Annotated in this window: 22 protein-coding genes; all 22 read right to left on the bottom strand. The window is 46.6% G+C overall.

Features of this window, described 5'->3' with window-relative positions; translation table 11 throughout:
- Nucleotides 1-158 precede the first annotated feature (158 nt).
- The 22 genes from NQ495_RS02405 to NQ495_RS02300 all read right to left on the bottom strand — a co-directional run bounded on the left by NQ495_RS02405 (nucleotide 159) and on the right by NQ495_RS02300 (nucleotide 22,557).
- Nucleotides 159-293: a hypothetical protein gene (locus tag NQ495_RS02405; RefSeq protein WP_009134569.1), complete on the bottom strand. Its 135-nt coding sequence runs from the start codon at nucleotides 291-293 to the stop codon at nucleotides 159-161.
- Nucleotides 294-295: 2 nt separating this feature from the next.
- A complete protein-coding gene (locus NQ495_RS02400) occupies nucleotides 296-1,381 on the bottom strand; it encodes a relaxase/mobilization nuclease domain-containing protein (protein WP_009134570.1) in 1,086 nt (361 codons plus the stop codon).
- The gene (gene mobC / locus NQ495_RS02395) at nucleotides 1,371-1,553 is read right to left on the bottom strand and encodes a plasmid mobilization relaxosome protein MobC (RefSeq protein ID WP_232208919.1); all 183 of its coding nucleotides are present in this window, start codon (nucleotides 1,551-1,553) and stop codon (nucleotides 1,371-1,373) included. Before mobC ends, NQ495_RS02400 begins: the two co-directional genes overlap by 11 nt.
- Complete coding sequence (locus NQ495_RS02390) at nucleotides 1,554-1,727, bottom strand: hypothetical protein (protein ID WP_009134572.1); 174 nt, start codon at nucleotides 1,725-1,727, stop codon at nucleotides 1,554-1,556.
- Between the two features lie 332 nt (nucleotides 1,728-2,059).
- Entirely contained in the window at nucleotides 2,060-2,269 is a 210-nt protein-coding gene (locus tag NQ495_RS02385; RefSeq protein WP_009134573.1) for a helix-turn-helix domain-containing protein, read from the bottom strand.
- Nucleotides 2,270-2,404: 135 nt separating this feature from the next.
- Complete coding sequence (locus NQ495_RS02380; protein ID WP_009134574.1) at nucleotides 2,405-2,788, bottom strand: hypothetical protein; 384 nt, start codon at nucleotides 2,786-2,788, stop codon at nucleotides 2,405-2,407.
- 12 nt (nucleotides 2,789-2,800) lie between these two features.
- The gene (locus NQ495_RS02375) at nucleotides 2,801-3,925 is read right to left on the bottom strand and encodes a tyrosine-type recombinase/integrase (protein WP_009134575.1); all 1,125 of its coding nucleotides are present in this window, start codon (nucleotides 3,923-3,925) and stop codon (nucleotides 2,801-2,803) included.
- A gap of 604 nt (nucleotides 3,926-4,529) precedes the next feature.
- The gene (locus tag NQ495_RS02370) at nucleotides 4,530-5,174 is read right to left on the bottom strand and encodes a GIY-YIG nuclease family protein (RefSeq protein WP_009134576.1); all 645 of its coding nucleotides are present in this window, start codon (nucleotides 5,172-5,174) and stop codon (nucleotides 4,530-4,532) included.
- 24 nt (nucleotides 5,175-5,198) lie between these two features.
- Nucleotides 5,199-8,174, bottom strand: a complete 2,976-nt coding sequence (locus NQ495_RS02365; RefSeq protein ID WP_009134577.1) for a type I restriction endonuclease subunit R — start codon at nucleotides 8,172-8,174, stop codon at nucleotides 5,199-5,201.
- Between the two features lie 10 nt (nucleotides 8,175-8,184).
- Nucleotides 8,185-9,576: a restriction endonuclease subunit S gene (locus tag NQ495_RS02360; protein WP_009134578.1), complete on the bottom strand. Its 1,392-nt coding sequence runs from the start codon at nucleotides 9,574-9,576 to the stop codon at nucleotides 8,185-8,187.
- On the bottom strand, nucleotides 9,560-10,156 hold the full coding sequence (locus NQ495_RS02355) for a hypothetical protein (protein ID WP_009134579.1): 597 nt from the start codon (nucleotides 10,154-10,156) through the stop codon (nucleotides 9,560-9,562). The genes NQ495_RS02360 and NQ495_RS02355 overlap by 17 nt, the downstream gene beginning before the upstream one ends.
- A 2-nt stretch (nucleotides 10,157-10,158) precedes the next feature.
- Nucleotides 10,159-11,988: a type I restriction-modification system subunit M gene (locus tag NQ495_RS02350; protein WP_009134580.1), complete on the bottom strand. Its 1,830-nt coding sequence runs from the start codon at nucleotides 11,986-11,988 to the stop codon at nucleotides 10,159-10,161.
- A gap of 2 nt (nucleotides 11,989-11,990) precedes the next feature.
- The gene (locus NQ495_RS02345; RefSeq protein WP_009134581.1) at nucleotides 11,991-12,200 is read right to left on the bottom strand and encodes a helix-turn-helix transcriptional regulator; all 210 of its coding nucleotides are present in this window, start codon (nucleotides 12,198-12,200) and stop codon (nucleotides 11,991-11,993) included.
- Between the two features lie 117 nt (nucleotides 12,201-12,317).
- Nucleotides 12,318-13,595, bottom strand: coding sequence for a tyrosine-type recombinase/integrase (locus tag NQ495_RS02340; RefSeq protein WP_009134582.1), 1,278 nt, complete (start codon nucleotides 13,593-13,595; stop codon nucleotides 12,318-12,320).
- 403 nt (nucleotides 13,596-13,998) lie between these two features.
- The gene (locus tag NQ495_RS02335; protein WP_009134583.1) at nucleotides 13,999-14,640 is read right to left on the bottom strand and encodes a tyrosine-type recombinase/integrase; all 642 of its coding nucleotides are present in this window, start codon (nucleotides 14,638-14,640) and stop codon (nucleotides 13,999-14,001) included.
- A 105-nt stretch (nucleotides 14,641-14,745) separates the two neighbouring features.
- Nucleotides 14,746-15,108 carry a helix-turn-helix domain-containing protein gene (locus tag NQ495_RS02330; RefSeq protein ID WP_009134584.1) on the bottom strand — a complete coding sequence of 121 codons (363 nt, stop codon included), beginning with the start codon at nucleotides 15,106-15,108 and terminating at the stop codon, nucleotides 14,746-14,748.
- Nucleotides 15,109-15,229: 121 nt separating this feature from the next.
- A complete protein-coding gene (locus NQ495_RS02325; protein ID WP_009134585.1) occupies nucleotides 15,230-16,327 on the bottom strand; it encodes a tyrosine-type recombinase/integrase in 1,098 nt (365 codons plus the stop codon).
- A 12-nt stretch (nucleotides 16,328-16,339) separates the two neighbouring features.
- Nucleotides 16,340-17,221, bottom strand: coding sequence for a helix-turn-helix domain-containing protein (locus NQ495_RS02320; protein WP_187118327.1), 882 nt, complete (start codon nucleotides 17,219-17,221; stop codon nucleotides 16,340-16,342).
- Between the two features lie 459 nt (nucleotides 17,222-17,680).
- Nucleotides 17,681-19,078, bottom strand: a complete 1,398-nt coding sequence (gene mnmE / locus NQ495_RS02315; RefSeq protein ID WP_009134587.1) for a tRNA uridine-5-carboxymethylaminomethyl(34) synthesis GTPase MnmE — start codon at nucleotides 19,076-19,078, stop codon at nucleotides 17,681-17,683.
- Entirely contained in the window at nucleotides 19,075-20,364 is a 1,290-nt protein-coding gene (locus NQ495_RS02310; RefSeq protein ID WP_009134588.1) for a lytic transglycosylase domain-containing protein, read from the bottom strand. The genes mnmE and NQ495_RS02310 overlap by 4 nt, the downstream gene beginning before the upstream one ends.
- A 19-nt stretch (nucleotides 20,365-20,383) precedes the next feature.
- Complete coding sequence (locus tag NQ495_RS02305; protein ID WP_259801865.1) at nucleotides 20,384-21,532, bottom strand: DUF5683 domain-containing protein; 1,149 nt, start codon at nucleotides 21,530-21,532, stop codon at nucleotides 20,384-20,386.
- Nucleotides 21,533-21,678: 146 nt separating this feature from the next.
- On the bottom strand, nucleotides 21,679-22,557 hold the full coding sequence (locus NQ495_RS02300) for a ParB/RepB/Spo0J family partition protein (protein ID WP_009134590.1): 879 nt from the start codon (nucleotides 22,555-22,557) through the stop codon (nucleotides 21,679-21,681).
- Between the last annotated feature and the right edge of the window lie 4 nt (nucleotides 22,558-22,561).

The raw sequence follows: 22,561 nt of genomic DNA, 5'->3' as shown, positions 1-22,561 counted from the left end.
TGTCGTGAGTCAATATATTGAAAGACTTCTTTTAGGCCGGAAAAATCCGGCGGCTGTACCTTTATGACGGGCTGAAAGTCAATTTGCCCGATCCGGTTGGTCAGGCCAGCGATCTGTTCTGCGCTACGATCAATAGCGGTTTTGTTTTCTTCCAGCTTTCAGATAACCGTATCGCTGTTCTCAGTCGTGCCGCCGGACGTTTCCGGCGCGGGGCGCTTTTCGATCATCTCTTTGATCTCCTCGAACATACCGTAGACCTGTTCAGCAGGAATATTGTTTTTCTCGTCTTTCATCGTTAGAAACCGATTTTAGGTTTGTTGGCTTTGCGTTCTTTAAGTTTCCGTTTGCGCTCTGCGGCGGCTACCAGCATCGCTTCGGTTGCGGCCCGAATAAGCGCGGTGATTCGGTTGATATATTCCTCGTGGGATTCTCCGATGCGCCTTTGCATCAGCTCCGGGGCGATACCGCCGCTGAAGTCGGACGGTGGAAGCAGTAAGCCTCCTTTTAGACCGAACGCGCCCAGATTAACTGATTCTTCCGGGACGTTGCCGCTTTTAAACAAACCGGAGAACGCCGAACGGTAGCTGTCGGCGGCGGCTCTAAGTTTATCGACCGACTGCGCGGTATACCGGGGCTGTTCGATAGGTGGGCGCATCCGTTGCAATTGTTCAAAATGGCGGTTCAGATTCGTATAACTGAATGCCCGGTCTATTTTCGAGCCGGAGAAAGTAAAGCCGTTCTTGCCGAACAGCACGCCCTGCTTGCGGTCGGTTTGGCCGCAGTATTTGTAGCTAGTCGTAATTCCTCGCTCCTGCAACCGATTTTCCAGATCGCCCCACGATTTGCTCTCCGGCAAACAGGCCCGGATCGCATCGTATATCTGATACTTGGTTTTGTCCGGTTCCCGCAGTCGGTCGCGGTTTACCTCCTCCTTGCCTTTGGCATAGTAAAGGCCGTGTTTGGCGGTCAGTTCCTTGCAGACTTTTCCGTTGCGGATTTTCATGTTTTTGTCCGAAATAGTTTGGCCGTTGTTACCGACACGGTTATAAACGAGGTGGCAATGCGGGTGCGCCTGGTCGAGATGCCGCACCAACAGAAACTGAGTGTCCCGGATGCCCATGCGTTCCATATACTCTCTGGCGATTTGCGTCATTCTGGCATCGGTCAGCTTGTCAGCATCCTTGGGCGAGAACGACAGCGAGATATGGCCGACCGCATTTTTAATCCGTGGATTCAGTAATGTCTGGTCTTTGAAGTCCCTGACCATATCCCGGACTTCGGGCGGCGTAACGCCTTCGGCGGCTAGAATGTGTGATTGCTCTTTCATTACATAACCGACCGTCCCGGCAAAAGAGGAGCACGATATGATTTTACCGATCATCGCGCAGGCGTTTTAGAAAATCCTCGATCTCGGAAACGATAGGGCCGTGCGAAAGAACGACCGAGGCGAAACCTCCGATGTTGGCTAGCTTGGTCAGTTGGTTCAGGTTCCGCGCGATTCCTTTGAGTTGTGCCATGTAGTCCAGATGCTCCCGCCGCATCCGTTCTTTCACTCAGCCGAGTTCGATCAGTTCGCGGATGATCTGGGCGGGCTGCTTGCCCGACTGCCGGGCGAGGGATTTCAGTTGAAGATACAGCGGCGTATCGAGCCGGGTACTGACGATGTATTTCTGTCTTTGGGCGGCGCTCAATGCCGGGCGCCCACCCCGGTTAAATTCTCTTTTCATCGTGGATAGTTTTTAGGATAAGACCAACGGGATCACGCGCCGACCGACGGGAGAAAGGCGGTTTTCGTTTACGAAAACACAAACTTGCCTGTTCTTTTTCAGTGTGTTTTCAGGCCCGGCAGAATCCGGGCGAGTGTTCCCCGCCATTGTCCCGGAGAGATCTCCAAAAATCTCGCAGAGCACAACGGCGGGGAACACTCGTTCCGGTAAGGATTAAGGGTACGCAGGTCTGCGCGCGGAAGTGCGCGTTAAGATGATGAACGTGGATTTATCACGTAATTTGCCGCCTCCTGTTCCATTTCATCGGCGGTCTTGATCCGGTTGCGGAGAAGTCAGCGCTCCAGTTCGGCGCGGTCGAAATAGATGTTTTTGCCGCCGGGCTTGTAATGCGGTATGCGGCTCCCGCAGGTCAGCTTGTACATATACGTCCGGGAGATTCCCGTGAAAGTACAAGCTTCGTCGAAGGTGAGGACGTTCTTTTGCCCTGCAAGCAGTTGTTCGATACGGCTCAACCGCTGTTCCATGCTGATTTCATTGTCCATAATTTGGTTTTTGGTAAGACTTCAGTGAATAGCAAGGGCAAATATATACCGGTTCCTTGGCAGTGGTGCTACAACTGCTCATTCTCTCTCACTCATTGAAAGAGAAAATAATGCGTAATATGCTGTTTCTCAATATTACTTGAGACCCTTCAGTATGCCGATGTATTGCCGGATCGTGGCTTTCTCCGGGATGGTGTCGAATTTCACCGCGCAATATTTTGCGCTTGAAAGAGTGTTGCGGGTGATGGGCTTCCCCTTGACCGACACGAAGCATTCGGTGCGGTCGGCCACGGATTGCCAGATATTCGTGATAAGCAACGCTTGGCTCAGACAATCCATAATATAGCAGAGCAGCCGGGCATTGCGGACGATCAGCGGCTTTTTAAGTTTGCCGGAAAACAAGGCAGCGAGGATGGTAGGATTGACCGCAGGCTGAAAAACACCGAAGTTATTGAACAGATCGGAGAGCATCTTGGTTTGCTTGATCGTGAATCGGCTATTGAATCCTAAGTTAAGCATATTTTATCAGGCTTATAATTCCGGGATTTTATTGACCGCCTCACGTTTCTTTTCATCGAGGATACGGGCGTACACCTGTGTCGTTTTGAGTTCCTTGTGGCCGAGCAGCTTGGACACTGTGTATATCTCTGTTCCGAGTGACAATTGTAAGACAGCGAATGTATGCCGTCCACAATGGAAGGTGATCGTCTTGTTGATCCCTGCGTCCATGCACCAACGCTGCAAAGCCATGTTATGCCAGGCTGAATATTTCAAGGCGATAAAAACCCGCTCGTCGGGCTTGCCCCGTTTCCCGAGGTATTTAACCGCCTGATCGGAAATATCGAGGTATTCAAAGCCTTTGGTTTTTTTCTGCCGGAACACAATCCGTGTCATGCCATCCAGTTCCTGCACTTCGTCCCACGTGAGTTTTTGAATATCGCTCCATCGTAATCCCGTCAGGCAGGAGAATAGGAATGCCTGTTTCAGAACCGGGAATTTGCAATCGACTTTGGATAAACGTTGCAATTCTTCGAATGTCAGGTATTCCCGGTGAATGTCCTCGATCTTGGCAGGCTTTACATGGACTGCCGGACTATGGGGAATGATACCATCCTCTACGGCTTGGTTAAGGGCGGCTTTCAGTTTGAGAAAATAGCTGCTTTGACTGCTTGCCGAGAGTCGGGTATTACTTTTTGTTCGGGCGTCTTTCTCCAGGTATTTCTTAAACCCGGTCACAAATTCTTTATCGACCGTTTCAAAGGTCGTATCTTCTCCTGCATAGGCGATCAGGTGTTTTAATGCACTGTCCCAATTGCCCCAGTTACCGGGCGATTCTTTGCGCTGCTCAATCAGTCCCCGGATATACTCAACGAGGTTCGTTCGGATTTTGAAATCGACCGTAAAGCCATATTGCTTATTCTGAAAAGCGAGCAGGCGTTTGGCTTTGACCGCTTCAGCCATTTGAAGGTTGGTTTTGTTGTGGTCTTTTTCTACGGCTGTCTTGGGGTGGGTGTAAAGGAAATATTCGAGCGTCTCGAATTTGCGCTTGTGCTTGATCTTCCCGTTTTCGTCTTTGGTATAGCCCAAATAATATTCCAACGACAGGCTCGTTTTGCCTGTGGTCGCGGATTCCCGTTTTCTGATCTTGATTTCCATAACGCAGTAGTTTAATGGTTACTGCGAATTTACACTTTATTTACACCAAAACAAATCGAAAGGTGTAATTTAGTTGTAAATATTTACACCAAAATGGCAAAATAACCTCAAATAAGTCAGCTGAAGAATGATTAATAAATAACTGTTAATCTGTATATTAATTGACTTTTTCTTGGATATTGTTTGATGTAGTTACTTTCCGATGCAGAAAATCTACTGTTTTCATCATCTGGAAAGTAATGGTTTAATCCGCTAAAATAGAGTGAATTGCTTTTATATGTGGGACTCCGGAATTATAACTTCCACTCCTTGAGCTCGTTATTCTTACCCTTTTAGTGCCATAGGGGAGAAGCGGTTGCAAATCAATGGGTTATATTTTCCAAAGTCCTGATTTACTTCTTGATACAAAGGTAGAATAAAAATCCTCGAAACGGCAATAGAATTTCCTGAAAATTCGTCTGGCATAGCCCAATGTAGTTATTTGATAGCTATGCCTTGGCGTTTTGCCTGTATGGTTAAGCCATATAGAAGATGAAAGCAGGCGTTTTTTCTCATCTACCTTCTATTGTTAATGGTCTTAGTTATTTAAAATTAGTCAGTTAACTTATTCTATAAGGCTATATGTTTCGTTATAAATGTCTGTTAAACTTTTGCCATTATAACTCCAGTAAGGTGTCGGTTGGATAGAATACTCTAATCCTAGTAATTCTTGGGTAACTGCTGTTAATGATGCTTCACGCCCCTGGAATAAGACTTTCCTGTCAGTGCAAACTTCTACTTCGATGCTGTGCTCTCCTCCTTTTGTATAAAGTAGTTTTGCACCATAAGGAATACACATTTCCTTGAAATTTAATGGAGGCCTACGTGTAATCTTTAATTTTGCTCCAGCTGCTTTGTCGACATCCGAAAGATCATTGCTTATTTCTTCTTGTATTTCATGCGTGATATCGCTGCTTTTGTCCAACAATTTCAAAATAACAATTGCCTGCTCTGGATTGATTTTAAAGAATTCTCGTTGTGAATGAATTCGGTATGGATGAAATGCAAGGTGTAGAGTTTTCTCAACCACCCCGCAGTTCTCAACTTTACATGCGTATGCACACTCGAAAGGTACCGGGACACTTGTGTTAAAAAGTTCTTTGAGCCGAGCATCTACACTATTGCGATTTGTCATGCCTATCTTGACTAGATCCGGCATTGCCGGGTTAGTCAGCACATATACAATACCATAATTTTGCTGTCTTGTCATATTTGTTAATGGTGTTTTAGTCGATTATTTTCTCTGTGATTGTTGGCTATATGTCGTTTGGAATACATAATCTTGCAACCATTTTTTAAAAGAAGGGTTATCTTGGAAATTCCTGAAAAGTTCCATATTTGATGTCATATAGGCCAATATGACCTTAGACAAGGCTGCATCACTTTCTATCTTTGCTGTAGCCTCATCTGAGTTTTTTATTGCATTTTGATACACCTCACTCTTTGCTACCTCGTCCGGAAGTGCTGTCAACACCTTTTCAACTTTATCTTTATCGCTCCATGGAATATCGCCAAAACGAGTGTTAAATGAATTAAGTATCTGGCTAAGATACTCTAATTCTGGTTCTGAAGTCCCTTTGACGCTATTAACAGGCACAGGATCAATCTCCATATTCTCATCTTCCAGAGCAATGGACCGTTCTGAAAGTATTGTATTCTTATAACTATCGAAATCAATACTTTCCAGTATGCCTTTCGATAAATCTTCGCTTTCGGGAGAGGGTAATTTCGGGAGCAATAATGTCAAAAATTGCGAGAGTTTTTCCCACTCGATACTTCCAAAGGGCAATATAGCAGCAAGGAACGTATAGGTACGCACAAATGTTTTCGCACTGCTTTTGAATTCGACCTGTCCATCTTCACCGAGTTCATTATATGCTTCGGCACAAGAATCGAGAATTGGATCCAATGAACAACGTTCGGTTCCATTGAATAATCTTTCAACGACAGTATCTACGTCTTCAGCGGCGTAAACTTGGTATTTCTCCATCCTATTGATAAGATCATTCAGCTTATTCGGATCCGTCTCAGCTGATAATATCGTTGTCTTGTAATAGGGCTGAAATGCCGCTCGGATCATTTCTGCGTCATTCGCAAAATCCAGTACAAACGTATCTCGTTTCAGAGGATGAGCTCGGTTCAATCGAGACAACGTCTGTACGGCCTTTATATCTGATAACACCTTGTCTACATACATCGTATGGAGCAACGGCTCGTCAAATCCTGTTTGAAACTTATTGGCCACAATTAATATTCTGTATGGATCTTGCTTAAAATTGCTCTCGATCATGTTACTGGGAAAACCATTGATAGAGCTTTCTGATACTTTATTACCGGCATGCCCTTTGTACTCTTTCTCTCCCGAAAATGCCACAATTGCCCGATATTGACTTCTGCGTTCCTCCAATAATTTTGTTATGGCATAATAGTAGTCAATCGCCCGTTCGATACCTGCCGTTACTACCATAACTCGCGCCTGACCTCCTATTTTCCCTTTTGAGATAATTTGTGAATAGAAGTGTTCAACAATTATTTCGGATTTTCTGCGAATTGTGTATTCGCTTGATTCCACAAATGTTCTTAACCTTTTCTCCGAGCGTTTCTTGTCGAATTTAGGGTCATCTTCAATTTTTTTGGCAAGCTGGTAATAACTCGATATGGGCGTGTAATACTTCAAAACATCCAAAATAAACTCTTCCTCTATTGCTTGCTTCATCGAATAGTTGTGAAATGGACGATGCCCAATTTCGCCATCCGGCTTCGAGAATGGCACGCCAAACATTTGAAGCGTCTTGTTTTTCGGAGTTGCCGTAAATGCGTAGTAGTTAGCATTCGGTAACATCTTTCGACCTTCGATAATGGCATTGATCTTATCTTCGAGCAATTCGTTTTCTTCACTAATATTGCCTGACAAAATGATATTCATCTTGGCCGACATACTGCCGTTCTGGCTGGAATGCGCTTCATCGATAATGATCGCAAAATTGCGATTGCGGTTTTCGGTACTAATGTCGTCGAGAATAAACGGAAATTTATGAACCGTTGTGATAATTATTTTTTTACCAGAAGCTATTAGCTTTTTAAGATCGCCAGCATGTTCCGCCCATCCTACGGTGCTTTTCTCCTGCATGAATTGACGGATTGTATTGCGAATTTGCTTATCGAGGTTAATTCGGTCTGTAACGACAATGATTGAATCGAAAATCGCATTCCCGTTGTTTTGTAAAACTACTAATTGATGTGCAAGCCAAGCAATAGAGTTCGATTTACCACTTCCGGCACTGTGCTGAATTAGGTAACGTTTACCCACTCCGGAAGCTAACGTGTCGGCCAACAATTTTTTTACAACGGAAAGTTGATGATAGCGCGGAAATACTTGCGTCTCTTTAATTATTTTCCGCGTCTTTTCATCGCGTTCTACAACTACTTGGGCAAAGTTTTCGATAATATTTGACAACTCATGTTTCGTCAGTATGTTTTTCCATAAGTAGTCGGTTTTGATACCGTCCGGATTTACGGGATTTCCCGCACCGTCATTATTGCCTTTGTTGAACGGTAAAAACCATGAACTCCTGCCAGTTAACCGTGTACACATCTTTACCTGATCATCATCGACAGCGAAATGGACCAGGCATCGTTTGAAATGAAAAATTAACTCTTTCGGATCTCGGTCTGTGCGGTATTGATGTACAGCATCATCAACATTCTGTTTGGTAAGTTGATTCTTCAACTCAAATGTAGCAACGGGTAACCCATTGATAAAGACAACGAAATCCAAAGCCATGTTAGGATACTCCCGGCTATACCTCAATTGCCGGGTCACACTGAAGATGTTTTGTGCATACATCTCACTGGCTTTATTGTTTTGGACTGTAGGCAGCGCATGATAAAGTTCAAATGTAAGGTGGAGATATCGGAAGCCATCCCGCATTAATTTCACAACACCTCCCGAACCTTTGACTGTAGAGCCCAGTTCCTCGCATAATTTTTTGAGGAATTTTTTTCTTTCAAGGAGTGACTCCGTAATGTGCAGTGCATCGAGTTTCTCTTGCTGGGTAGCTTGCAGAAAACGAAATAATCGCACTTCGTCGATGGCATACTCTTTTGAATAGTCCTCATTCGAGCCCTGTTCAAATCCATTATGAGCTACGAGATAGTCGACGATCAACTTCTCGAATCCATTTTCTTTGGTATTGGTAACCGGAGCCATATTTCTTGTTTTAATTTATTTCTGTTTGATCGTCTGCCTCCTCTTCAGTCGCTTCGATGACTTCTGATTCTGATTGGAAATCAGGGACCACGATCCCTCGTACATCCACTTTGCCCGTCACAACGTCGCTGATAAGTCGTGCTTTATATTCCTTTACAAGATCAATTTCACGCTCGATATCGCTTATCGCTTTATTGATTTTTTGTTCTTTATCAACTATGTAGTTGACGATTTCCCTTTGCTCAAAGAGAGGGGGAGTGAGAAGTTTTGTTTTCTTAAGAATGCTTTTATTTATACTAAAAACTTTCACCCCATTAACAAGGCTTTGCACCTGGCGCTTCCACCTGATTGATAAAAAAAGATAAGCATAATATTCAGGACATTCAAGATTCTGCGCTCTGATAATTAATGTATGATAACCAGCAAAAACAGGATGTGTCGTATTTATAAAAATGTTATTACCAGAACCATCAATATCTTCAGATGTGTCTGCAAAGACAAAATCCCCCCTGTTAAGCAATGATTGTGCATGTGTGTCTAAATAAAATGGACTAACATATTTTATCAGAGATTCATTTAGTCCAATAGAATTATTAAGTTTTGAGTGGATTTGCCCATAGCTAATTACCTCTACACCATTCTCCCTTAAATCTTCTTTAGTTATTGGAAGCCCTTTCCCAAACGTAAAGTATTGACTGAAATTCTTTATCTCCCAATCTTCTGGCACTTGCCCAATCCATTCAATACCGCTATCATTGAGCGGAACTTCAGGATTCAACCCTCGGGTTACAGCATGATTGATTTCAGCATTTTTAAGCTCTTTCAATAACGCGACTTCGCGCTTCTTCGCCTTAACAAACTTGTTGATGAGCGACACCTTCCAATCCAGATATCGCACAATCTGATCTTGTTCATCCTTTGATGGTATAGGTAAGTATTGTTTCCCAAATACATCAAACCTAAAATCCGAAGACCGCTCTCGTATGCCTCTATACAAAGATTGAATAAAACCTGTTTGGGCCATTATTCGAATTATATGGGCATAGTAATAATGGTTATATTCGCCTTTTGCTGTGCACACACTGTATACAGGGGTTCCTTTCCCCTCTGAATCAGAAACGCCGACAGCTCCTGCAAAGGCATCCATCACATGTATGACCAAATCTCCTTTAGCAATACCTTGATATCCGGACTCTTTCAATGACTCTGTAAAGCCTGTTGTTCTTCTGTTTTTTCGAAGCGTAACTACTCCATCACGGAAGCAAGTAACAACATCATAATCAGCTTTAATATCTCTATTTTGCTTATCAAACATTGTCTTTGCCCGTAATGTAAACCAATGGTCTGGAATCCGCCCAAGCCATACAATATCAGCTTCTTTATATTTATCGTATTGTTTCATTGATTAACTTATTAGGCTTGTTGATTCCAAGCACCAGTTCGAATTCTTTGCGTAAATCATCCATTATTGCCCTTGCATCGTATTCGGGCAGCTCTTTTACTCGACGCAAAAACTCATCGTTAGCCAATTGTTCCAATTCAGAGAGTTGAGGCCAAACCTCTTTAGCCAATGTATTAATCAGCATATCTAATTTGCTGCGCATGGAATCACTGAGGAAAATACCATGCAGAGATACATAAATAGAGCATTCCCCAATCATCACTGAATATTCTCGAAGAGTTTCCTCCCGCTTTTCGTTATCGGCGAACTTCCCAGCCTTCATTAGATTATTGGCTAAGTCTATTTTTGCCAGCCGTTCGTAAATCCCCTCAATGTACTCGGCTTGCTTCGTGTAAACTTTACTGAATTGCAGATAATTCTGCATTTTTAGCAGATCAAGCTGCTGTTTATATCTTTCCAGATCTTTGTCAAACCAATGTCCAATCCACCTCTTACCGAACCATTTGAACACACAAATGCCGGTTCCGCCGCCTACTACAAGCGAAATCGATATACTGATTATAATATTTGTCACTTCCATAATTAATCTCCAAGGATTAGGTTCAATAGTCCATCCGTATCCCTCTCGATCGCAGCGATATCGGCTTTTATTTCCGCAATCGAACGCAATTCGATTGGCCTGTAGAAATATTTTGTAAAGCTCAATTCATACCCAACGACCGCGCTATCTATGTCGATAATCGCATCCGGGACATAGGGGTAAACCTCTTTCTGGAGAAAAGCTTCGATACCACCCTCGTAGGTCAATGGAATCTGCTCCTTATCGCGTAATTTACTATCGGTTTTCGGTTTTCCTTTTTTATCCGTTATAATATCTCCATCTTCATTGCGTAAAGGCCTGTCAACAACAACCTCCCAATAGCCGAATTCCTCATTATCAAATATCTTACACTCTTCGCAGGGCTTAAAATCCATGTAGATTTTAAGAATTTGCTTGCGGATATCTTTTGTGAATTCGCAGTTTTTCTCGCCCAAGTTCTTGCGAAGCGGAGATTTCAGTTTTGTAGCATCGATAAGCTGAACTTTGCCTTCGCGTTCTTTGCTTTTGCGATTCGTTACAATCCACAGGAAAGTTGCAATTCCCGTATTGTAAAACATCTTTTCAGGCATTGCAACGATAGCTTCCAATAAATCGTTCTCAATGATATATCGGCGAATGTTGCTTTCTCCACCTCCGGCATTTCCGGTAAAAAGAGAAGAGCCGTTATGCACCTCGACGATGCGACTGCCGAACTCAGTAGTATGCTTCATCTTGCTAACGCTATTAGCTAGGAACAGCATTTGCGGATCACCGATATTAGGCACCATGGAATATTCCGTATCTTCCTTATAGGTCGTAATAAAGCGTGTATCGGTAATCTCTTTTTTGTCTTTATATCCCCAATTCTCCAAGTCTTTCTTCCATGGAGTACCAAATGGCGGATTGGAGATAAGAAAGTCGAAAGTCATAGAAGAATGCCCATCTTCGGAAATCGTAGAGCCAAGAGCAATGTGTGGCGCTTCTTCGCCATCACCTTTTATCAAAAGGTCTGCCTGGCAGGTTGCGAAGGTTTCCGGTTGCTTTTCTTGTCCGTAAATATGGGTATTGATTTTCTTATTGGCTTTCTTTGCCAACTGATTAATTCTCTCTTCCGATTTCGTTAAAATACCACCGGTACCACAAGCTCCGTCATAAATTAAGTATGTGTTATCAGTGATTTTATCTGCAACGGGGATGAAAGCTATGTCTGCCATCAGTTCCACAATATCACGAGGCGTAAAGTGTTCTCCAGCCTCTGTAACATTATTTTCCTCATTAAATCTTCGAAGTAATTCTTCGAAGACCGTACCCATCGAATGATTATCAAGAGCCGGGAGTTTTACATTGCCTTCATCATCCAAAATCGGTTGGTTGCTCAAGTTGATTCTCGGGTCAACAAATTTCTCGATAAGCATACCCAATAATCCTTGATTTGAAAGCTTTTCGATTTGTGGACGCAGTTCAAAATGTTCGATAATTTTAAGAACATTACTACTGAATCCGTCCAGATAAGCCGTAAAATCCAGCTTAAGCTGTTGGCGATTCGTGCGAGCCTTCAATTGTTTTAGGGTGAAAGGGGATTTGTTGCAAAATGCCTGTCCAGCAGCACTGCATAAAGCAACATCTTGATCTAATACTCCTGATTTGTCCAATGTAGCTTTTGTTGCCATCACCACCTCCTTTGTCGGCTCAAGCACTGCATCCAAACGCCGGATAACCATCATTGGTAGAATGACTTTGCGGTATTCGCCTTTGTTATAATCATTGACCAATACGTCGTTTGCGATATTCCAGATGAAAGAAACTAGTTGGTTATGTTGTTCTTGACTCATATCTATTTTTTCTCTTCGCTGTCAATTAATTCTTTAGGATCTACTTGAAGGATCTTGGCTATTTCGAATAGTAATTCGAGGCTGGGTTGGCGCCGATTGCAGACATAGGCATTAGTTTGACTGAAGCTTTTTCCCAGTTTTTCGGCGAGCCACGTCTGTTTTATTCCTTTTTCTTCGAGCACTTCCTTTATTCTGTTCATGGTTTTGTGCATTGTGATGGAACCTTTCGTATTGTAAAGATATGAAATATTTTGCTATATAAATGTGATGTGACCAAGTTTTTAACACATACTGTAAATTATACTATACGAATAATGTGTATTGCATAATTACCCATTACAGTTGAACGCCTGATTCATCTTCTCTTTCATTTTCTCTTTATTGGAGATTGTGTAATAATGCCTGTAAATTGTTTGAGGTGAATTACCAGCGAGTTCAGCTACTTGGAGTGGATGGAATCCTTCGTCGATCATGCGGGAGATGTAACTGCTGCGGGCTGTACTCCAGGTAATTCGCTGGTCGATGTCGGAGAGTTTACAAATCTTCTTCAGGGTTTGGTTGACTTTCTCGTTGATCCGCTTGATGCGTCCGTAGAGTTTTGCCTGGGGCGGATTGCAGCGCTTGATCGTTGGAAATACATAATTCATATAGGCCTCGTTACGGTAGCGCTCAATAATCTCGATTGCTTTGTCTGTCAGGATCACCCGTGCCTGCTTGTCGAACTTTGTTCGGTCGTAGATAATCATATCTCCTTTAATACGATCGCGTGTCAGCAGGCAGACGTCGATGGCCGACATTCCGCCGGCGTAATAACTGAACAGAAATAGGTCGAGGTAGAACGACTCTTTTTTGCCGAGTAGCGTCCGGTCGACGGTCTCAATGATGCGGATGATTTCGGGCGATACTCCTTTGGGCGTGACCAGCCGCGATTTGAGTTTCTCGCGCAGGGGGCGGAAAGCGTTCAGGTTAACGTTGTAGACTCCGTTCTCTTTGGCATAAAGACAGACCGCTCGCAGTTTGCGCAGTTTCTCCCGGATACCGCCTTCGTTTCCCTGCTTCCCTCCGCAAAGCTGCGTCCATAGCGTATAGTCTAACAGGAACTGTTCGGTGATGTCCCGGAAACGATATTTCGAGAAATCCCGACGATACTTGCTCCGGACAAACCGTTCGAGCGAACTCTTCAGGTAACGGTATTTCTTCGCAGTCGGTTCGCTGGTAAGTATCAGCCCGTTTTTGTACCGCTCCCGTGTGGCGGTCTTTTCCGTTAGGGCGTCGAGCATCTCCGCGACGGTGATATAACGATTGCGAATCCTCGGATCGTCGTCGTAATAGTGGGACAACTCGACGGGAATCCAGTCCTTACCTTGATATTCCCACTTTTCGGCGACCTTCAGATATTTCAATCGCTCATGACGGAGCAACATGTTCTTTTCGGAAGTATCCGCGCCGGTGAAAGATTGGCTCTTAGAGTCCCACTCCCGGTATAGGCCTGTAATGTGGAGCACTTTCGAAACGCGTGCATAACCGCGCTTGTAAAAGATCAGATCGAGTTTGACGAGGTCGATGTTTCTCGGATCCCTCCGTCCTTTGATGTTGACTGTAAACATAACTGGTACTTTAAGTTTTTTTAGCTTAAAATACGCTATGCTCTCCAGATCAGGAAACAGACCGTGCCCCTTCCCGAATCAAGGTACGCCGCACGGGAGTTCTGTCAGGGCTTCAGAGATCGCTTTGACAGGTTGTATAGAAATTGACTGTTATAATTATATCATATTATTATATATGTTCTTGATACTTAATACGACTGATAAATATCTTTAGTCGGATTGGACAAATATATGTGTACAGGAAGCGGTAGCTTTTTTAAAGGAATTGATTGTCACTGGCTTAAGATGGATTTTCAATGCAATCTGACCGGCAGCGACATACAGATAAAAGAGGGTAGCCTTTCCGCGGGCTACCCTCTTTTTTATGTTATCTATTTCATTATTAATGAATGCGATCAAAGTTTCATTTCTTATCTGGAGAATATTGTATCCATGCTTCTTGTACTGCTTGGTAGAATTGTTCATGATGGCGAATGACGGTGTCGATAGTGCATCCCACATACTCGGCAATATGTTCATATGGAATACGAGAATCAATCATGTGTGTGATGAAAATCTTCCGAGTGGAACCCAGTGTAATTTCGGCTTCGATTCCCAATTGAGCGCAAACTTTCCGAAGCGTACGGTTTGTTTGTTCTGATATCCTTTTGATCCTGCCGGCCTGCTGATCCGGTGTTTGGTGCTTGTGGGTGAAAACGGGAAGCAAATATTCCCCGAAACATTTCATTTGGTATTTTTTAATAATTGCCTTCGTTCGGTCCACCAGCGGAATAATTGCAGTTTTTGAAGTAATGATTCTGTCACAGATAAGCGTCCTGTTCGAGATAGCATCTTTTTTCAGAAATGCCATTTCGGTCATAGTCGTACCTCCGGTATAGGTACTGAAGAGGAACAGGTCGAGATATAGTTGTTCTTTGCTTGAGAGTTCGCTCCGGTTCATTTCACGGATGCGGATAATCCAGGAATAAGGTATTAATGTGTACGGATCCCCGAAATTTACGGGAGCGGCTTCTTCGCCGATCTCCCGCAGTGCATTTTTATTCATACGGAATAAGTTTATATGTTTGAGTACTCTTTTCGACCTCTTGAAAAGAGACCTTTATTAGTAATAGGGCGTTTTTCAAGAAAAGGGTGATGGAATCGGAAAAAATCAAAAATTTCGTCCAGCAGGTTTATGCCGGACCGACTGTTGCATTTGTGCTTCGATCTCGGCTTTGGTCTCGGCGATACTTTTCTTCTTGCCATTGGCGATCCATGCGAGCAGCTCATCTTCATAAAAATAGAGTCGATTACCATTTTTACAGCACGGGATTAGCCCTTTTCGAACCAGGGTGTAAACCGTCGACCGGGCTTTCATAACCACGCGGCAGGCATCTTCGATTCCGACCGGGAGGCGTTTGGATGGCAATGGCTGTCGCTGCTGCTCTAACAGCCTGCGAATGTTGTTAACTTCAGTAACCAGATAAGCCACCGCTTCGGGCAATTTTTCGAATGTGAGTACCGTCTGTTCCATAGAAAACCCTTTATAATCAAATAGAGGGCGGCTACAGAAATGTTTACAAAAATCATTTATTCGATTTTTGCATCGTTATACAATTGTGTTATAACGATGCAAAAATTCGTATAATAACAAATTACTTCAGTGAAATCCGATTCGCCGACTCGCGCTTCTTTTCGTTGACCAGCTCTGCATAAATCTGCGTCGTCGAGACATTTTTATGGGTGAGCATTTTGCTGACGGTAAAGATGTCCGTGCCTAATGCTATCTGAAGTGTGGCGAACGTGTGGCGGAAGCAATGGAAGGTGATGTTGCGTTCTATCCCTGCTGTGCGAATCCATTTCTGTAGTGGATGTTGGGTCATCGAACGTTCCAGCCCTTTAAATACTTTGCCCGTACCTGGTTGGCCGCAGTATTCCAACGCTTCGTCGCTGATGGGCAGCGTCGCCTCGGTTTCTGTCTTTTCGGTGCGGATGCGCATCCACCAACCGCCGTCAGAAGCTTGAGAGATATGTTTCCATTCGAGTTGGAGTATATCGCTGATCCGAAGCCCTGTGAAGCAGGAGAAGATCGCCGCGTGTCGGAGAACCGGAATGTTGCAGGGCGTATCGGCCAGCCGCTTCAGTTCGTCCAGTGTCAGGAACTCGCGTCGGGTGTCCTCGTACTCGATTTTTTCAAGAAAATCGTTGACGTTCTCGCGGATCAGCTTGTCGCGGTAGGCGATCTTCAGCAGGGCGCGAAAGGTCGAGAAGTATCCTGCGGCGGAATTGCACTTCATCTTCTTGTTGGTGAATTTGAGTTGGCGCGTGGTCATCAGGTAGTCGCGAAAGCGGCGGCACAGATCGACCGTCACCTCCCCGAACGAACACTTGCCGCCACAGAATTTTTCGAAATGTTTGTAGACCATCCGCCATTTGGGGTCTTTCTTTAGGGCGATGCTTCGGAAGAAATCGAGAAAGTCGGCTTTGAGTTTGTGCTTGTCCAGAAAACCGTACTCTTCGTTGATGCACGACTGCACCCTCACCGATCGGATCGCTTCGGCTTTGTAGAGCATTTCCCGGTTGTAGTCGCGCTGAATTTCGTTCTGTGGATTCTGGTAGATGTAAATCCCTAAATACTCCTTGTGAACGAGTTTCATGGTCGCTTTGCAGCGGATCGGCGGGTAGAAATCGAGGTAGAGCGATTCGCGTCCGTTGGTGATCGGCTTGTGACGTAAGGTTACTTTTGTTCCCATCGTTTTTATGTATTAAATTGTGATTGGTTGTTCGAAAATGGCGTCCAGTTCCGGCTTTGATATTTTGATGTAGCGCCCATCTTTGATCTTCGGTACGTTGTTATACCGGATGTGATGGTAGAGTGTGTCCCGCGTCAGGTTGTATTTTGCCATGGCTTCCTCGACGGTGTAGTACTCCGGCACGAGCTGCTTCTCGCGGACAAGCCGGTCGAAATGTTCCTTGGAGTAATAGCCTTTGTTGCCGCGCCGGATTTTCGGGATCGGATTTTTATAGATTAGATTCGACACATAACCCGGTGCGAAGTTGTAGAGTGCCACGATGTCGTTCATGCTGTACCACTCTTTGATCTTGGGATCGGGACGGCGCATTTTGAGGTGCTGATCCGTATGTGATTTCGAGTAGTAGGTCTTGCCGCGGCTCTTCTTACGGGGAATGCCGTACTCCGAGGTGAAGGAGTAGACCGCTGAGACGCTCATGTTGTATTTCTCCCGAATCTCTTCCACGGTGTACCATTCGGCAACCTGCGGATCGGGGAGTTTGCGGGCAAAATGGCGGTCGATATGCTTTTTGCTGTAAATGGTTTTTCCCTGGCTGAGTACCTTGGGAATTTGTTTTGCAATTGCCATATTATATACAGTGGATTCGGATACTTCGAATTTTTCCGTAATTTCTTGCATCGTATAAAATTCGGTGATCGGGGCTCTGTTTGCAGGCATTACTTCGTATGGTTCTGCATTGTCGAACAGGGCATCGATATCCTTTTTGCGGATAAAGATTTTCCGGTTGAGCCGCACACACCGGAACTTTCCGGTCGCGCAATAGCGATGAACCGTTGCTCGGCTTATTCCCATCATATTCGCGACCTCCTGACAGCCCATATACTCTTTTGACATTAGAATAGGTTGTATGGGAGCCGGAGAGGTGGCAAACTCCGGGAGATTTTGCCCAATATCTCGTCGGCGGTGATCTCTCTTGTAATGGCGCTGAGAACATGTGTGGGAGCAAAATCTTGTTACAGTGGTCTTTGCGATAAACCGTCGGCCGCAGAACTCGCAAATGCGCTCGATTCGTAGGTTACTACTCATAATGGCTCCGATAAAGGTTCCCGATTGTGTTGCTGCTCCGACCTCTACGTCGCACCTCGTATCGGCTCGTCTCAATTTTCCAGAACCTTGGAGACGGAACCGAGTACCCCTGCAGACATTGGGGCTCGGGGGAGAAACGGGGGTGAAAAAAGTACGCAAGATTGCATATGCAATCGCAGCGGCGATAAAGTGCAAACGCTGTTAGGCGCTCTGAATGAGCGCCTAAGTAATCGTTACTGAGTGTTGTTGATCGTTGTTTACCGGCTCCTATTTGCCGATGCAGAATTTGGAAAAGATGGAATTCAGTATGTCCTGCGACGTGATTTCACCGGTAATGGTGCCCAAATGGTGCAGAACTTCGCGGATGTCCTGAGCGAGCAGGTCTCCGGAAATGCCTCCTGCAAGTCCATTCTGAGCCCGGTGCGTGGCTCCGCGTGCGGCTTCTAATGCTTCGTGGTGCCGGGCGTTCGAAACAATCAGTTGTCCGGAACGGAGCGACTCATCGGCATGAACGGAATCGTACAGCAATGACGTTAGTGCTTGTAAGTTGCCTTTTTGCTTGGCTGAAATAGACAAAACAGGAATGGCGTTTTTTTGCTGTAAGGTTTTCTTTGATAACGCGATCTGTTCCTCAGTTGCTTTGTCGGATTTATTCAGGATGAGTGCGATTTGCTGCCCCTCCCCGACCGGTATAGATTGTAGTTGCGCTTCAATTTGCTCGGATGGATCGTTGGCGTCGACCATCAGCAGGATAATTGCAGCCTGTCGTACGCGCTGCAATGTTCGTTCGATGCCCATATGCTCCAACGGGTCGGCCGTATCCCGGATGCCCGCCGTATCGATAAACCGGAAAGTGACACCCTGGATGTTGATCGTCTCCTCGATCAGGTCTCGTGTAGTGCCTGCGATATCCGATACGAGTGCCCGTTCTTCATTGAGCAGGGCGTTGAGCAGCGTGGATTTGCCGACGTTCGGGCTGCCGACAATGGCGACGGGAACGCCGTTTTTCAGGATGTTGCCCAACCGGAAAGAGTCGCTCAGTGAGCTGATCCGGTGTTCTATTTCTGTGAGCATCGCCGATAAACGAGTCCGGTCAGCGAACTCCACGTCTTCTTCGCTGAAATCCAACTCGAGCTCCAGCAGGGAGGTCAATTCGAGTAATTGTTGGCGAAGGTCTGTAAACTCTTTCGAATAACCGCCGCGGATCTGGCGGGTGGCCAGCGTCAATGCGGCCCGACTGTCTGATGCGATGATATCGGCCACCGCCTCTGCCTGGGATAAATCCATCTTCCCGGCTAAAAAGGCTTTGAGTGTGAATTCCCCTCCCTGCGCCATGCGGGCTCCTTCCCGGATGCAAAGACGTAAAATCTCTCGTTGGATGAAGGTCGAACCGTGGCAGGAGATTTCGAGCATGTCCTCACCGGTATAGGAGCGGGGGGCGCGAAAGAGCGACACCAGAACGTCGTCGATGATCTCATCCGCTTCGTTGCGGATATGGCCGAAGTGGACGGTAAAACCTTTAGATCTGCTGAGAGGAGAGCCGGACACGCTGGTGAAAATCCGGTCGCCGATGGCGATGGCTGTCGGACCGCTCAGGCGGATCAGCGCAATCGCGCCTCCGGTGCCGGAGGCGACGGCGATGATAGTATCCCGCTTTCCGGTCATGGTCGGGTGATTTTTAATGTTTGGCCGATTTGAAGGCGGTTTGCACTTTTCAGCCCGTTCCATTTCATCAACTGAGCCGTCGTGACTCTGTGTTTCGCAGCAATTGCCCCAAGTGTATCGCCCTTGCGGACTTTGTACGAAGTGGTTTGCGCTACCGCAGGTACGGGTTGTTTGGATTCGCCCGCTGTGCTCAGGTGGTCGGTCAGGTAAATCGAGTCTTTGTCGTAAATCGCCTGCTCCTGTTCCAGAAAGCGTGAAATCTCCCGCTGGGGTAAAACCAGCGGATAGGTGCGTACTGCGGCCGGGATGATATCCTGCTTGTATTGCGGGTTCAGGGCTTGCAACAACTCCATCGGGATGCCGAGCGTTGCAGCTACCTGCTCGAGATGCAGGTTGTGCTTGATGGTAACGGTATCGGTCGCCAGTGGCAACGACGGGGTGTAGGGTTGGATATGATGGTCTTTGTAATAATGGTAGGCATAGGTCAGGCCGACGAAAGCCGGAATGTAATCCCGCGTGGCGGTCGGCAGGTAAGGGTAGATGTCCCAATAGGTAGTGGCATTGCTGCCGGCCCGTTTAAGCGCTTTGTTCACATTTCCCGGACCATAATTGTAAGAGGCGATGGCCAGGGTCCAATCCCCGTATATTTTGTACAGGTCTTTCAGGTAGGCGCAGGCGGCCCGGGTGGAGGCAACCGGATCGCGCCGTTGATCTATCATCGATGAAATTTCCAAACCGTACTGGCGGCCTGTATTGAGCATGAACTGCCAAAGGCCGACCGCTCCGGAAGGCGAGGTTGCGGTGGGTTGCAATGCCGATTCGATAACGGGAAGGAATTTGAGCTCGAGCGGTAGCCCGGCTTTCTCGAGCTCGCGCTCGACCAGCGGAAAGTAATACTGTGATTGTCCCAGCATCCGGCGTGTCAGTGCGCGGTGCGTGGTGACGTAAGCGACCAGATGTTTGCGGACGATCTGGTTGTACGGTAGGCGGATGGGGGATACGATACCCCGCAGCCGGGCCTGGTATTCTGCGTCTGTAAACGGAGTGACGGCTTCGATGTAGTTGGCCGTGTCGAGATTGATATAATCCTGCGTGAAATTTTCGAAAGCATCGTTCATGTTGGTTTCGCGCCACGAAGCGATGATCGAATCGTAAATGGTGCAATCGTGCCGGATGTTCAATCGCTCGTCGGCGGGAATTGAGTCCGACGGGGCTCCCGCTGAGAGAGGGCCCGGCAGCATCAGCAAGCCGGTCAGAGAGAGCATGGAGTATAACAGTCCTTTCATCTCCGGGAGATTTATGCGGTTAAAATGCGACTTTCAGGGACATGCCGACACCGTAGGTGCTACGGGTCATCGTGTAGTTTTGAAAAACGGTCGGTTCGAGCCGTACTGACAAATCGTCGCTGATGTCGTAATCTTTCAGGTGTGCGTCGACATGCGCGTCCACGATATTGAGCAGGTAGAGAGCTCCGGTAAGGATAATGCAGAGGTCGCGGTTGCGGCGGAAGTTATCCTTCATGTTTTTGAGGTAATCCGCCGAATAACGTCCTTCGAATTCGTCGGGTTCGCCGTTCACGACCTGGTTGTATGCTTTGCGGTACCGGTTGTAGCCGCGGGCGTTCCAGTCGATCACATAACCCATCGTAGCGAATGCACCTACGACGATCGGTACTTTCCAGTAACTCCTGTTGTAAAGTTGTCCGGCTCCGGGGCAGAGCGTCGATAGGGTGGTGGCCTTTTTGACGGAATTTTCGGGACCGTTGTAATTCAGCACACCGTCACAGAGGAAGTAGAGGTAAGAGGCGATCGCCCCGACGAAAAATACCGTTCGCCGGGTGTTGTACCGGATCATTTCGCACTGGACAGGGTCGAGCTGCTCCTGTGCGGCGTTTTGGCTGACCAGTGAGTTGTACTCTTTTTTGATCTCCTTGTATTTGCTGCTTTGCTGAAAACCCAGATAGGCCAAACCTCCGGTTACCCCGTAAAGGATCGGGATTTTCCACGCCTGTTTGTTGTAAAGTTGTGAGAACCCCGGTGCAATCAGCGAGATGGCGGTCATCCGCGAGAGCGGGATCGTGTCGCGGAACAGCGCACTGTAACGAACGGTAGAGGTGTCGTCCCTGCGTTTGTGTTTACCTGCTTTCGTGGAATCCGCCGCGACCGTTTCCGCCAATTCGCCTTTCAACGGCTTGAGGGAGGTGTCAGCAGGGGAAACGGCTGTTTGATGCAATTTTGAACTGTCGTCCGTCAGGATTTTTTCAACTGCCGTAGGCACGATTTCTTTGAGCACCCCGCCTTCTACTTTAAAGCGTTTCTGCGGGGTCAATCCCGGTTCCTGTGCCCCTCCTGCCGGGGATTGGGCGGTGGTGTCGTTTTTTTTCTTGTCGTTACTGCGGCTCTCTTTAGATGTCTTGCCCTTTTTCTTTTGCACCGTATCTGCGGGTACGACCATCGATTGAGCCGATCGTGACGCGGAGGATTGGGTTTGGGGGTGTTCCGCAGTAGTGGTCTGAGGCGTTTGCGCAGAAACGGCGACTGCTGCCAGCGCCGAGGCGAGGGCAACAGTCAGCGTGCGGAGGTATGGGCGCAAAGCTGGCATTATCGGATAGCTCGGTCGAATTTGCGGATAAATTCGCGGATGTCTTCGTCGGATTCAAAACCGATAACGATTTTGCCGCCGCCCTTATTGTTTTTTTTGATGCTGATCTCCTGTGTGAAAACCTTCTCGAGCTGCTCGACCAGTTTTACGTACTCTTCCGGGTACTCCTCTTCGATCTCTTCCTTGGTCGGTTTTGGAGTGTTCAGCATTTTGACCATCTCTTCGACCTGACGGACGGAGAGCCCTTTTTTTATTATCTTTTTAAGCAGGGCCACCTGCAATTCGGGTGATTCGACCGTGATCAATGCCCGGGCATGACCCATGGAAATCAGCTCTTCACGGATTGCAAGCTGAATCTCGACCGGAAGTTTAAGCAGGCGCATGTAATTGGCTACCGTCGAGCGCTTTTTGCCTATCCTTTCACCGAGCGAATCTTGTGTCAGGCTGCATTCGTCAACCAGTCTCTGCAGGCTTAGCGCCACCTCGATCGCATTGAGGTCCTGGCGTTGGATGTTTTCCACGATCGACATTTCGAGCACGTGCTGGTCGTCCGCTTCGCGGATATAGACCGGCACGGTCTCCAGACCTGCCAATTGGGAAGCTCTCCAGCGGCGTTCGCCGCTGATGATGGTGTATTTGCCGTCGTCCTCTTTCTTAACCGTCAGCGGTTGGATCACGCCCAGCGTACGGATCGACTCGGCCAGCTCGCCGAGGGCCTGTTCGTCGAAATGCGTGCGGGGTTGTTTCGGATTCGGGACGACCGAAGCGATCTCGACCTCTTCGAACGCATGGTTGCTTTTTTTTGCCGGAAGGTCTTTCCCTTCGATTTCGAATATGGCGCCCAACCCACGCCCCAAGCCTTTGTTTTTCGGGTTCATATCG

Origin of the sequence: Alistipes indistinctus YIT 12060 (assembly GCF_025144995.1) — a bacterium.
GTDB classification, from domain to species: Bacteria; Bacteroidota; Bacteroidia; order Bacteroidales; family Rikenellaceae; genus Alistipes_A; species Alistipes_A indistinctus.
The sequence above is the reverse complement of the archived record's forward strand: the minus strand, read 5'-3'. Positions and strand labels throughout refer to the sequence as shown.